This window comes from Bacilli bacterium (genome assembly GCA_036381315.1).
Classification (GTDB): domain Bacteria; phylum Bacillota; class Bacilli; order Paenibacillales; family KCTC-25726; genus DASVDB01.
Genome location: DASVDB010000147.1, coordinates 1 through 13,445, shown reverse-complemented (window position 1 = coordinate 13,445; position 13,445 = coordinate 1). Strand labels below are relative to the sequence as shown.

The following is a 13,445-nucleotide window of genomic DNA, read 5'->3' as shown; positions in this document are numbered from 1 at the left end:
TGCGGTGACGATGTGCATATTCCGCTCTCCTTCCAGTATGGTATATTTCCATCATAAAGGATAATGCCGAATTTTAAAAACGGGACGTTTCGCTAATAATGGAAATCAGTATATCGATTCTTAAGTTTCGTTACCAAGCAGGGAGAATCCGTCTCCACCTCCGATGCGAACCGGGAATAGAATATGGAATGATATCGGTATATTCCCGGTTCCGCAAGTCGGCCGCCAGGGCTTTCCGACGGATTTCTCCCTGCTTGTGGCGTGAACGTTATTTGCGAATCGGTCTATCCCACTCTCTAAATTTACGGCGGCCCGTTGGTCAAGTGGTTAAGACACCTCCCTTTCACGGAGGTAACAGGGGTTCGACTCCCCTACGGGTCACCACTGTGCCCCAAAAAGCGACAAAAACGTAGCATATTCCGATTGTTTTTGGGGGATCCCAATAGGAAAGATGTCTACTTTGGACGCTTAGCTCAGCTGGGAGAGCATCTGCCTTACAAGCAGAGGGTCGGCGGTTCGATCCCGTCAGCGTCCACCATTCCCTTCAAGTTGCTGGGGATTAGCCAAGCGGTAAGGCAACGGACTCTGACTCCGTGATCCTAGGTTCGAATCCTAGATCCTCAGCCATTATGAGCCATTAGCTCAGTCGGTAGAGCACCTGACTTTTAATCAGGGTGTCGGAGGTTCGAATCCTCCATGGCTCATTATTTGCATATTCTTGTAGTTTGCGCGTATGGCGGAATTGGCAGACGCACCAGACTTAGGATCTGGCGGGCAACCGTGGGGGTTCAAGTCCCTCTACGCGCAGTCATGACTGAAATCCCTTGTTACATAAGGGATTTTTTTATCGCCTTTTTTGTCAACAAGGATGTTTTGACATAATCAAAATGTAGCCTCTGAGTTGATCGGGAGCTATTTTAATTAAAAGCAAAGCCGTCATTCATCATTGTATTGCTTGCATCGTTTAAACAAGGCGCAAATCCTCTTGTTTGGGGCGTTTATGTACTGGCATTTTTGAATGGCTTGCTAATTTGGGCTGTAGCCGGCAAGATGCAAAATATTGCGATCGGATGGGGCGTGGATGCAACATTTGATCGCACGATGCAGGAAAATAAAAAGTTCAGGCTGCCGATTGCACCAACAGGCCTAGCTTATGATAAAGCGACTCCGGATGAAATCAAACATTTACGCAAAAACGGATGGATCGCCTCCTTGCACAAAGCAAAAGCTGCGAACCACCTCCCTGGCATGATGCTAAAAAGGGTGAACCACCTCCCCGCACACCGCTAACGGACGCAGCAGAGGCTATTTGCCGGAAAAAGGCTGTACAAAAATTTTAACGGACGCCACAGCGGCTATTCACCTTATTTTTACCTGAATACCGCACAAAGTGCTAAAATAAGCGCACCTACGTCCGTTAAACTGGAAAACCAGGCGAAAAACCCAAAATAGCCTCTGTCACGTCCGTTAGACCTAAGAGATTGCTTCTATGATTGTTAAATCTGAAAGCACACTACCATGACCGATAGATCTGAAAGCCCCCTAACATGACCGTTTCAGGCCGCATGTCAGCAAGCTAACAAGGCCGCAAGCCGGCAATGCGGCAAAGCGGCCGAGTTTCCGTCGGCAAGCTTCAGGCGGCTCTAGCTACGCTTTATAAGCATTTTGCCGGAAGGCGATCACGTCCGGATGCTGCAGATATTCATCGAATGTCGTCACTTTGTCCATCACGCCGCCGGGTGCGATTTCGACAATGCGATTGGCAATTGTTTGCACGAACTGGTGGTCATGCGATGTAAACAAAATGGTGCCGTCAAACTGCATCAATCCGTTGTTCAAAGCAGTGATCGACTCCAAATCCAAATGGTTTGTCGGCTCGTCCAAAATAAGCACATTGGGCGCAGCAAGCATCATTTTGGCTAGCATGCAGCGCACCCGTTCGCCCCCGGACAGCACGTTTGCCTTTTTTAGCGCCTCTTCGCCAGAGAACAGCATGCGGCCGAGGAAGCCGCGGATAAACGATTCGTCTTGTTCCTTCGAGTATTGGCGCAGCCAATCGATCAAATTCAGGTCGGATTGAAAATACGGGGTATTGTCTTTCGGAAAATACGCCCGGATCGTTGTGATTCCCCAATTGTAAGATCCTCCGTCCGGTTCGCTCACGCCCGCAATGATATCGAACAACGTTGATTTGGCCAATCCGTCCGGGCCGACGAAAGCGATTTTGTCTCCCGTATTGACTGTCAGGGTAAGGTTGTTGAGTATGTTCACGCCGTTTGCCGATTTGCTCAACCGCTCGATCGACAGCATCTGTTTGCCGGCTTCGCGTTCCGCTTTGAAATGGATATACGGATACTTGCGGTTCGACGGTTTCAGGTCTTCCAGCGTCAGTTTTTCCAGCAGTTTTTTCCGCGAGGTGGCCTGTTTGGATTTGGAGGCGTTGGCGCTGAACCGGCGAATGAACTCTTCCAGTTCCTTGCGCTTTTCCTCGATTCGCTTGTTGGATTCCCGCTGCAGTTGCAAAGCCAATTGGCTCGATTCATACCAGAAATCGTAGTTGCCCACATACAGTTGAATTTTGCCGAAGTCGATATCGGCGATATGCGTGCAAACCTGATTCAGAAAATGGCGATCGTGGGAAACAACGATGACCGTACCCGTAAATTTTGCCAAAAAGTTCTCCAGCCACATAATCGACTCGAGGTCCAAATGGTTCGTCGGCTCGTCCAGCAACAGGATGTTTGGATTGCCGAACAGCGCTTGCGCAAGCAGCACGCGCACTTTTTCATTGCCGTCCAATTCCTTCATTCGCTTGTCGTGCCGCTCCTTGGCGATGCCTAATCCGATCAACAGTTCAGCCGCTTCCGCTTCCGCCTCCCAGCCGTTCAATTCGGCGAATTCGCCTTCCAGTTCCGCCGCCCGCATGCCGTCTTCATCGGTAAATTCCGGCTTGCTGTAGATCGCCTCTTTTTCTTTCATGATCGCATACAGTTTTTCATGCCCCATTATAACGGTTTCCAGCACAGGAAATTCATCATAGGCAAAATGGTCTTGTTTCAAAACGGCAATGCGTTCTCCCGGGGTAACGTGTACGAAACCGGAAGTCGGCTCGATTTCACCGGATAATATTTTCAAAAAAGTCGATTTGCCCGCGCCATTCGCGCCAATCAACCCGTAGCAATTCTCCGGTGTGAATTTGATGTTGACATCTTCGAACAGCGCTCTGCTGCCGTAGCGCAGCGTTACTCTTTCCGTGCTTATCATTTGCGAATGACCGCCTTTAAACAATTTGTCTGACTTCCATTTATGATACGAAAAAAGCCCCGCGGGAAGCAAGCTTTTCTTTATTGCATCCATACGTCGGGAACAGTTATGATAGGGAAAAACAAAAGGTTGTGGCTTGCGTGGGAGTAAGATTCAACAGGGAATACGCCGACATTGTGGACGAACTGACAGCGGCGATAGCGCAAATTGCCGATTGTCATACCGCTTTTGAAATGAGCCAAAGTGAATGGGAAGAGCTTGCCGAGCAAGAACAGAAAGACACACTCCGGACGCTCGCGGACGATGTGTTTTACGCGTTGGGAGCCGCTCCGAAGATGCAAGTCGGTTCCGGCAAGATCGAGTATGATGCGGGAAATCATGCGATCAAGGTTTTTGCCGATCCGCAGCTGGTTATAGTCGTTAAACTGGTATAACGATAACGGACACTGCCCAACGCTAAAACGGGGAGATTATCACCTCGCCCTACGCTAACGGACGCCATAGCGGCTATTTGCCGCAAAAAGGCCCTGTAAAAATTTTAACGGACGCCACAGCGGCTATTCGTTGTTTTTTTAGCTGAATACCGCACAAAGTGCTAAATAAGCGCGCCTATGACCGTTAAATTTGAAAACCGGGCGTAAAACCCAAAATAGCCTCTGTCACGTCCGTTAGATCTGAAAGCCCGCTACCATGACCGTTTTAGAGCTGACAGAAACCTACCGGCTTTAGCCGGTTGCCGTTTAGTCTACGCCTGATCATGTTGCAACGATTGTTTTTAACGCCACTTCGATCATCTGATTAAAGGTTGATTGCCGCTCCTCGGCAGTGGTCTGCTCACCGGTAAATACATGATCGCTGACGGTCAGGATCGACAGCCCCTCCACCTGATACTTTGCCGCCAACGTATAAAGCGCGGCTGTTTCCATTTCCACGGCGAGCACGCCGAAACGGTCCAGTTTTTGCAAATAATCGGTGCTGTCGGAATAGAAAATGTCCGAGGAAAACACATTCCCGACATGCAGCCTCATGCCGTCATTGATTCCGATTTCATATGCTTTCTTGATCAAGTTGAAACTGCCGATCGGCGCAAAGCTGATGCCTTCCGCAATGTTGCGGTACATCGCCGAATCTGTGCAAGCCGCCTGGGCGATAATGACATCCCGCAACTGCACGCCGTGTTTGATCGCCCCGCAGGTCCCTACGCGAATCAGTTTTTGCGCGTTATATTCGTTGATGAGCTCGTGGATATAAATGCTGGCGGAAGGCATGCCCATGCCGGTGCCCTGGACCGACACGCGTTTTCCGTTATAATTTCCGGTGTAACCGAGCATCCCTCGCACTTGATTGTAGCAGACAGCACCTTCCAGAAAGTTTTCCGCGATATATTTCGCGCGCAACGGATCGCCCGGAAGCAGCACGTTCGGGGCAATGTCACCTTTGTTCGCGGCGATATGGACAGTCATTTTTCGCAATCCCCCTCAAAATGTGATCCAATGGTTTGCCAATTCCAACAAGCCCTCATCACGAATATAGAGATATTTTTTGCCGAAAGCAATAAAAAAAGACCGAGAAGCATTGCGCGTGAATACGGAGCACATATGGCTGCATTCAGCAATGGATGGCGAATGTAAAGGAAACGCGAATGGTCTGATTTTTCTAAAAAATTCTCGAATTTTTAAAATGATGATTTGAAAGCGGATCGTTAATATATCAGTAGGGAGCCGGAAGGACATAAGGAGATGAAACGGAGTTGCAGAAAGGCTGCCACTCAATTCGCCTAAAACCGAAACAAAGGAGGATGTTTATGAAAAAAGGAATTTCCAAAGTAATGAGCATGTCGTTTTTGTATTATCTTGCATTGTCTTTAATAGTCAGCGGGTTTTTCACAAGTAGATCTGCACTTAACACAGCATATGCCGCCAGTCTTTCCGTTACACAAAGCGGCGGCTGGTTTGAATCGGCGTTTGCGGAATGGTCGCCGGTTAGCAATGCGATAGGGTATAACGTATATGTTAAACCCGCCGGGGCAGCGGATTCCCAATATGTGCAAATTGACACTGAATTAATCCGCAGATACCCTTCCTATTGGAGAGCAGACGCTGTAGGGCTTGCCGCCGGCAGTTATGTAATGAAAATTGAAGCGAACCTTTCAGACGGTTCAAAAGTAAGCGCTGTCACAGGTGCGCTGTCTGTTGCGGCCTTTGACAGATCCGGTTTTGCTTTTTCAAGTGACTCTCCTTACGGCACAGGTTCCGGCGCCTATAATGATGACGGAACACTCAAGCCAGGCGCAGAAGTCATTTACGTAACACCTGACACCGCGCAAACCGTATCGCTTGATGTGATCATCAATAGCTCAGGCGGTAAACAGACCGCAGTCGGTTTGGGTGAAATTCTGAACCTGCGCCAAAAAGGCTATGATACAACGCCGCTTGCCATCAGATTTATCGGACAAATCACGGCAGATGACATGAGCGGACAACTTTACAGCAATGAAGGGCTCCAGGTGAAAGGACATAACAATTATGCCGAAATGAATATCACACTGGAAGGCATCGGAGATGACGCCACCGCTTATGGATGGGGAATGCTCCTAAGATATTGCGGCAATGTCGAAGTAAGAAACTTGGGCTTTATGTTATTCCCGGATGACGCCATTTCCATGGATACGGGCAATGTTAACATTTGGGTGCATCATAATGACTTCTTCTATGGAACCGCGGGCTCTGATGCCGACCAAGTAAAAGGTGACGGTTCAACCGACCTAAAAAAAGGCACAACATACACCACAATATCTTACAATCACTACTGGGATTCCGGGAAAGCCGCGTTGGTCGGTTTGAGCGAATCTTCAGAATTCTTTGCCACCTTCCATCATAACTGGTTTGATCACTCGGATTCTCGTCATCCGCGTATCAGAACGGGAACTATTCATGTGTACAATAATTTCTATGATGGTGTCGCAAAATACGGCGTTGGCGTTACAACGGGAAGCTCGGCTTTTGTGGAATCCAATTATTTCAGACATACCAAAGATCCGATGATGAGTTCCCTGCAAGGCACCGACGCTTTAGGGGAAGGAACGTTCTCCGGAGAAGATGGAGGCATGATTAAGGCATACAATAATATTGTTGTTGACGCCGCAAGCCTGATTTATGCAAATTCCGATGCGGGAACGGCTCCGGCTGATGCAAGCTCGTTTGACGCGTATCTGGCTTCATCCAGAAATGAAACAGTTCCAAGTACTTACAAAACTTTGGTGGGCGGAACAACTTACAATAACTTTGATACCAATTCCGGCGTGGATACCGGAGTAAGCGCATCTGATGTCGATGACGTAAACAATGTTATACAAATTGTTACGTCGGAGGCCGGACGCCAAGATGGCGGGGACTTTACATGGGATTTTGACGATGCGGTAGACGATGCATCGTATAGCGTTAACTCGGCACTGATGTCCAGTATTAGAAGTTACACAAGCAGTCTTGTATCCATAGGGGGCAATTCGACCGGAGGAGGCGGAGGAACGCCTACTCCGACAGCGACACCGACACCGACGCCAACACCGACGGCACCGCCGGCTGGAGAATATGTTCAGAACTTTACCACTGACGGGCTAACAAGCGACTTCTTTACGATTCAAGGGAACCTTTCAACCAGTAAGGGAACTGTGGTATATAACGGTTTAACGTTGACTCAGTGTTTGAAGATTGAGAGCTCAACCATCATTAGCTTTACCACTGCCACAAATTCAACATTAACAATGGTGTTCAATACGCCGGACGGAACGAAAATCAAGGTGGATGGAACAAGTTATGCCATGACGGACGGCATTGTCAGTGTATCGCTTGCGCTTGGTGCGCATACCATAACGAAAGATGATGTTACGAATCTTTATTACATGGTGGTAGACACCGAGGGTACAGCGACGCCTACTCCGACACCGACACCAACGCCAACACCGACGCCAACAGCAACTCCGACACCGACACCGACGCCATCTGAACAACATATTCATAATTTTACCACAGATGGACTAACAAGCGACTTCTTCGATATTGAAGGGAACCTTTCAACAACCAAAGGAACAGTTATATATGATGGCCTAACGCTGACTCAATGTTTAAAAATCGAGAGTATAACCAGAATTGACTTTACCACTACTGTGAGTTCAACATTAACGTTAGTGTTTAATACTCCGGACGGAACAAAAATCAAAATTGATGGAACCAGTTATGCCATGACAAACGGCATTGTCAGTGTATCGCTTGCGCCCGGTGCACATACCATAACGAAAGATGATGTTACGAATCTTTACTATATGAAGCTGGAATAAGCCAATGATTTCCGATTCCGCAACCGCATACCTTTTGCAAGATTCTATGCGTCATGGAAACAGCAACCCCCGGAAAGTGCAAATTTCCGGGGGTTTGTTGCGTGCGCCACGCAAGAGAACATTCAGTTTCACCGTCTGCCTGACTGGGGGAAGTTCATATCCCAACAGGCAGTCTCATTTAGCGATTAATGATGATGTTCATGTTCGTGCTCGTGTTCGTGGCCGACTTCCTGCGCCAGCCTTGGGAACAAGATATTGTTTTCCAGCGAAATATGCTCGAATATGTCACTTTCCATTTCCTCCAGCATCCGGTACGTCGCCTGGTAGGTCGTGCAGCCGTCGGGAGGAGTGGTAAAATCGTTTGTGACTTTGCGCAATTTTTTCAGCAACTGGCCTGCCTCGTCATGGTCGTTTTCCAGGTCGCCGACCGTATCAAGCGCCTGTTTGGCCAATTCCGGCGAGGGATTCGCGGCAAAGTCCTTGATCAACGGGAATGTTACCGTCTCTTCCTGAATCATGTGTTGTTCCAATTCCGTTTTCAAATTATGGTACAGTTTATGCACTTCGGCCAGCTCGGGATGATGCGCTCCGTGAACGCGCAAAATTTTGGTCACGTATTCGCCAATCGGGGCAAAATGCGTGTACAGATAAGCGTGATGGGTGTTGACGATATGGTCAACCAGTTTGTCATAAGGCGCGTTCACCCAGCTTGTATATTCCTGCGACGAAGCTAAAACGTCCGCTGCCAGCCTGTTCAAATCGTCGACGATTTCCCGTTCGTTCAACCCATTTTCCCGAGCCGCTTCAGAGACGAGCTTGCCGCCGCCGCAACAAAAATCAATTCTATATTTTTTGAACACTTCGGATGCTTTCGGAAGTTTCGCCACAATATCGCCGATTTTATCGGACGCGGTAAAAGTGAGTGCCATAGGGCATTCCTCCAATTGGGTTATTTCTTTTCATATACTATAATGGAACGCTTTTAAGCGGGTTGTGACTAAGATCACAAAAATGGTTTTCGCAATTACAGGATATCCATTTTTCGGCTGCATGATTACTGCCGCAAATTCGCCATAATCCCGCCGCACAATGGCAACAATATCGCCGCAAAACGGCAACATTTCATGTGACAGAAATCACAAATAGGCGGTCCTTGCCCTCCTTATACTCAAGCTAACTTAAAAAGCAAGGAGTGCGAAAGAGATGAACAAGACGCAAAACGCTTTCCTCAAGGGGATCCTGCTTGCCGCGTTGTTGCTTAGTTTTACGGTCTTGCTGGCCGGCGGATACGGGATTTTCCGCGCCATGGCGCCAAGGCCGCTTAAGGTGGTCGACACCCACGGGAATGTTCTGACCACGCGGGCGCAAATCGAAGGCGGGCAGGCCGTCTTTCAGAAATACGGATTAATGGATTACGGCACCGTTCTTGGCGACGGGTCTTATCTTGGGCCGGATTATACGGCGGAAGCGTTAAAAATATATGTGGAAGCCATGCAAAATTATGAAGCGCGGCAAGCCTATAAAAAAGATTTTGCCCAACTATCCGAAGATGAGAAAATGGTGATCCGCGACAAGGTCATAAAGGAGTTGAAACAAAACCGCTATGATCAAAGTACGGAACAGTTGGTGCTGACGGATGCGGAGAGCTACGGATTGCAGCAAATTCGCGCAACTTATGTGAAAATTTTCACCTATGGCGACGGATTGGGCATAGCCCCGCACCTGATAAAGGATACGGATATGCCGGCGCAAAAAAGAGCCTGGGTAGCGGCGGGGGATCAAAAGCGGCAACTTGCCGATTTCTTCTTCTGGACCGCCTGGCTTGCCGGTACAAACCGCCCGGGCGATACGATCACGTACACAAACAATTGGCCGTTTTACGAAGACGCGGGCAATGGGATGGCTTTTTCCGCAATTTGGTGGAGCGGCGTAAGCATTACCTTGCTGATCCTGTTTGTCGGCCTGATTCTGTTTATTTACCATCGTTATCGGTTGCGGATGGAGGAAGCATATGAGCCCGGGAAGTTCCCGAAGATCGATATCGGACGGCTGCGGGTTGCGCCAAGTCAGGTTAAGGCGGGCAAATATTTGCTGATCGTAACGCTCCTGTTTTTGGTGCAATGCTTTTTCGGGGCGCTTCTCGCGCATTATTATCTGGAGCCGACCTCGTTTTTCGGCATCAAATGGATCGCCGAGTTGCTGCCGTTTTCCATTGCCAAATCGTACCATTTGCAGCTCGCGATTTTCTGGATCGCCACCGCCTGGCTGGCCATGGGCATTTATATTGCGCCCATTGTCGGCGGTAAAGAGCCCAAGCGGCAGGGCCTGCTTGTCGATATTTTGTTCTGGGCGCTGATCGTTTTGGTCGGCGGCGTCATGGTGGGCGAATGGCTCGGGATCAACGGCAAGCTGGGCAACGGTTGGTTTTTGTTCGGGCATCAAGGCTTAGAGTACCTGGAGCTTGGCCGCGCCTGGCAGGTCGTGTTTGCGGCGGGGATGCTCGTTTGGCTGTACATCGTATTTCGCGCGATTCGACGCGCCTTGCGGCAGGAAAAAGATAAGGCGGGACTTGTCCATTTGCTCTTTTATGCGGCGATTGCGGTGCCGGTCTTTTATTTGTTCGCCTTTTTATATAATCCGGGTACCCATTTTACGATGGCGGACTACTGGCGCTGGTGGATTATCCACTTGTGGGTGGAAGGCATCTTCGAAGTGTTTGCCGTCGTCATCATCGGCTTTTTGCTGGTCAGAATGAAGCTGGTTACGGAAAAATCGACGATTCGCGCCATGCTGTTTCAAATAACGCTGCTTTTGGGCAGCGGCGTGATCGGCATCGGCCATCATTACTATTACAATGGCTCGCCGGAGATTTGGATCGCGCTCGGCTCGGTGTTTTCCGCGCTGGAAGTGATTCCGTTGACGCTTCTGATTTTGGAGGCTTACGAACAATACAAGATCATGAAAACAGGCGGCAAAATGTTTCCCTATAGCGCATCCTTCCGCTTCCTGATTTCCACGGCCATCTGGAACCTGATCGGCGCGGGCGTGCTCGGCTTTCTCATCAATCTGCCCAGCGTCAACTACTTCGAGCACGGCCAGTTTCTTACCCCGGCGCACGCTCATGGCGCCATGATGGGAGTTTACGGCATGTTTGCGCTCGCCGTATTGGCTTACGTTTTGCGCAACATCGTTGAGCCGAAGGAGTGGCGGGAGAAATGGCTTAAAGTCTCCTGCTTAGGTTTAAACATTGGCTTGGCGGGAATGATTGTGATCACGCTGTTGCCGGTCGGGTTTCTGCAAATAAAAGAAGCGTACGAACATGGTTACTGGGCTTCACGCTCGGCGGCGTTTTTCACCCATCCGATCGTGCGCGAATTGTTATGGTGGCGGATTATTCCGGATTGCATTTTCATTATCGTGGGAATCCTGCCGCTGGTGTACGCGGTTGCCAGGTCGATGTTCCATTTGCGCAAAACCGATGTGAAGGATGGGGAAGAAATCACGGAGATTTGAACAACGGTTTTGCCATGCGAACATGCCCAAGAGGACTGGCAGCGGGCAACCTTAACGCCAGTCCTTCAGCGCTTCCAGGTTCAGGATGACAATTTCATTGCGATCCAACTCGATGATTTTCGCTTTGCGCAGCGAGTTGATCATTCTGTTGACCGTTTCTCTGGTCGTGCCGATTGCGTTGGCGAATTCCTGGTTGGTCATCGGCAGATCGATGCGCAATGCCGAACCTTCGGGCTTGCCGTGTTTGGCTGCCAATTTGAGCAGAAAAGACAAGGCGCGATATTGCACATCCTGTCCGGTCAATTCTTGCAGTTTTACCTGCAGTTCCTGGATTTTTGCGCCCATGACCCGCATCACTTTCACCGCGATCGTCGGAGTCGAAACCATCAGCTGTTCGAACGAATGAACGGGAATCGCCAACAGTTTGCTGTCGACAAGAGCCTCCGCGGTTGCCGGGTATGGGTTGGAATTGAAAAAGCCTGTATGTGGAAACATATCGCCGGTTTTTAAAAACGAAACGATTTGTTCATTGCCGTTCTCATCCGTTTTATATGTCTTGACCAATCCGTCTTCGATGAAAAACACGGACTCTTTGTCGCCGCCTTCCGAAAAGATGACGGAACGTTTGCGATAATGGCGCTGAATCGTGATCTGGTCGACGTAGTCCATTTCCTGCGGCGTCAAATCCTTAAAGAGCGGTATCAATTGGCGGATGGTCTCTTTTTTATGCAATTCGCACACCCCTTTCAAGAAAGGTACTATTTAATGATAGTATAGCGGACAAGAAGAAAGCAACCTGAAAGCGCGGCGGAACAAACGGTTGTCGCGAGTTCGCCGCTTCGGTATAGTGGAGGTAGAAAACGATGCGGAGGGAACTTGGATGAGCCACCTGTCGTTTATTGAAAGCGTAACCGTAGGAATACCGGTCAAAGACATCCAGGAAGCGGTAACATGGTATGAACGGATTTTCGGCACGGTAACGGGCTTTGAACCTGTTCCGGGAATCAGGGAAATTGAAATTAATCCCGGCTTTTGGCTGCAATTGCTGGAGGTAGACGAAATCAATCCCGGGCAGGGAATCGTCCGCTTCGGCGTATTTGGCATTGAAGCGGAGCGGGAACGCTTGCTGCGCCTTAATATCGAGGTTGGGCCGGTGCATCGCATTAATGGTGTGGTTGCCTACTGCAATTTTTGCGATCCTTACGGGAACCGGTTGGGCTTGTATGAAACGTTGGAAAAATGAAGGCGGCCAAAAGCGAAGCCGGCCCCCTGGCGGAAGGAGGCCGGCTTTAACGGTGCGCCTGCTTTTAACCGAAATAGCCCAATTCTTCGCGCGCCCGGTCCGTCATTTTTTCCGGAGACCACGGCGGATCCCATACTACGTTTACCTCGACCGATTTTACTCCCGGCAAGTTATCCAGTGCGGCGTGTACGCCTGACGTGATGGTGTCATGCATCGGACAGCCCGGCGTCGTTAAGGTCATCTCGATATACACATCGCCGTTGTCAATGCCGACGTCATAGATCAGCCCCAGATCGACAATATTGACGCCCAACTCCGGGTCGTAAACGGAATACAGCGGTTCGTAAATCTGATCGATTGTAAGTTCTTCGCTCATAAAGTCGCACTCCTTTCCATATTGTTATCTTGTGAATACCAGGGAGATTTGAATCATATAAAAAATTGCGCAAAGCGCGACAAGAATGCCGCCTACGGACAATAGCCAGCCAATTTGCACCAGCGCGCCGAGAAGCAGGACAAAAAGCGCCGCCACAATGGCGAAGAGTCCGTATCTAACCATTTTATCGTTAATCAGGTCGGCAAGTAAAGGCGTCTTTTGCTTGCCGATCAAAGATCCATATTTATATGTCCACCACAAGAACGGAACGATTTTGGACAAATAGCTCAGGATGGTTAACCCGATAAATCCCCAGAGATACAGCCATCCGGCAATCCACAGCGTTTCCGCCTTGCCCGCCAATTGCGGAAACAGCAAGAACGCAAAAAAAGCGGCAATCAGCACGACAACAACGCCATTGATCAAATATACGGAGAATTTAATGCCGTATCCCGGATTCGGCTTATGCTTTTTCTTCTTGATATTGCGCGCGTGGTAGCTGAACATCGCCATGGCGATGGAAAACAGGAACAATCCGGCCATGGCGCCGAATTTGGCCAGTCCGGCAAGGCTGAAGCCGGCGCCGAGCAGAACGGCCGCATTCAGGATGGACAGAATCCACTTTTCCGGGCGGTTGGGATAACCGTGCGACAAATAAAACATCGGCATCAATTTATAGCCGAATCCGCTGATTAAGATGGCAAACCAGCCAA

11 protein-coding genes and 5 tRNA genes are annotated in these 13,445 nt (G+C 49.4%); 10 read left to right on the top strand and 6 right to left on the bottom strand.

Features of this window, described 5'->3' with window-relative positions; translation table 11 throughout:
• Positions 1-309 precede the first annotated feature (309 nt).
• The 6 genes from VF260_11085 (at position 310) to VF260_11060 (ending at position 1,290) form a co-directional block, all read left to right on the top strand.
• Positions 310-384: transfer RNA gene (locus VF260_11085), tRNA-Glu, on the top strand.
• A gap of 78 nt (positions 385-462) precedes the next feature.
• Positions 463-538 (top strand) — tRNA-Val (locus tag VF260_11080).
• A 15-nt stretch (positions 539-553) separates the two neighbouring features.
• A tRNA-Gln gene (locus VF260_11075) sits at positions 554-627 on the top strand.
• A gap of 4 nt (positions 628-631) precedes the next feature.
• Positions 632-704, top strand: a tRNA-Lys gene (locus tag VF260_11070).
• 23 nt (positions 705-727) lie between these two features.
• Positions 728-807, top strand: a tRNA-Leu gene (locus VF260_11065).
• A gap of 144 nt (positions 808-951) precedes the next feature.
• Complete coding sequence (locus VF260_11060; GenBank protein ID HEX7057717.1) at positions 952-1,290, top strand: hypothetical protein; 339 nt, start codon at positions 952-954, stop codon at positions 1,288-1,290.
• A 357-nt stretch (positions 1,291-1,647) separates the two neighbouring features.
• Here VF260_11060 and VF260_11055 read toward each other — a convergent pair whose 3' ends face one another.
• Positions 1,648-3,264, bottom strand: coding sequence for an ATP-binding cassette domain-containing protein (locus VF260_11055; protein ID HEX7057716.1), 1,617 nt, complete (start codon positions 3,262-3,264; stop codon positions 1,648-1,650).
• Between the two features lie 140 nt (positions 3,265-3,404).
• Between VF260_11055 and VF260_11050 the strand changes: the two genes are divergently transcribed.
• Positions 3,405-3,698 carry a hypothetical protein gene (locus VF260_11050; protein ID HEX7057715.1) on the top strand — a complete coding sequence of 98 codons (294 nt, stop codon included), beginning with the start codon at positions 3,405-3,407 and terminating at the stop codon, positions 3,696-3,698.
• 321 nt (positions 3,699-4,019) lie between these two features.
• On the opposite strand, the gene deoD is transcribed toward VF260_11050, so the two are convergent.
• The gene (gene deoD, locus VF260_11045; GenBank protein HEX7057714.1) at positions 4,020-4,727 is read right to left on the bottom strand and encodes a purine-nucleoside phosphorylase; all 708 of its coding nucleotides are present in this window, start codon (positions 4,725-4,727) and stop codon (positions 4,020-4,022) included.
• Positions 4,728-5,068: 341 nt separating this feature from the next.
• Here deoD and VF260_11040 point away from each other — a divergent pair, with 341 nt between their 5' ends.
• On the top strand, positions 5,069-7,600 hold the full coding sequence (locus tag VF260_11040; protein HEX7057713.1) for a pectate lyase: 2,532 nt from the start codon (positions 5,069-5,071) through the stop codon (positions 7,598-7,600).
• Between the two features lie 185 nt (positions 7,601-7,785).
• On the opposite strand, the gene ric is transcribed toward VF260_11040, so the two are convergent.
• The gene (gene ric / locus VF260_11035) at positions 7,786-8,529 is read right to left on the bottom strand and encodes an iron-sulfur cluster repair di-iron protein (protein HEX7057712.1); all 744 of its coding nucleotides are present in this window, start codon (positions 8,527-8,529) and stop codon (positions 7,786-7,788) included.
• Between the two features lie 274 nt (positions 8,530-8,803).
• On the opposite strand from ric, the gene VF260_11030 reads away from it, so the two are divergent.
• Entirely contained in the window at positions 8,804-11,113 is a 2,310-nt protein-coding gene (locus tag VF260_11030) for a nitric-oxide reductase large subunit (protein HEX7057711.1), read from the top strand.
• A 51-nt stretch (positions 11,114-11,164) separates the two neighbouring features.
• On the opposite strand, the gene VF260_11025 is transcribed toward VF260_11030, so the two are convergent.
• Entirely contained in the window at positions 11,165-11,845 is a 681-nt protein-coding gene (locus VF260_11025; GenBank protein ID HEX7057710.1) for a Crp/Fnr family transcriptional regulator, read from the bottom strand.
• Positions 11,846-11,993: 148 nt separating this feature from the next.
• On the opposite strand from VF260_11025, the gene VF260_11020 reads away from it, so the two are divergent.
• Entirely contained in the window at positions 11,994-12,356 is a 363-nt protein-coding gene (locus VF260_11020) for a VOC family protein (protein ID HEX7057709.1), read from the top strand.
• Between the two features lie 64 nt (positions 12,357-12,420).
• Here the strand turns inward: VF260_11020 and VF260_11015 are convergent, their stop codons facing one another.
• A complete protein-coding gene (locus VF260_11015) occupies positions 12,421-12,732 on the bottom strand; it encodes a metal-sulfur cluster assembly factor (GenBank protein HEX7057708.1) in 312 nt (103 codons plus the stop codon).
• 24 nt (positions 12,733-12,756) lie between these two features.
• A partial coding sequence (locus tag VF260_11010) for a hypothetical protein (GenBank protein ID HEX7057707.1) occupies positions 12,757-13,445 on the bottom strand: 689 nt, incomplete at its 5' end.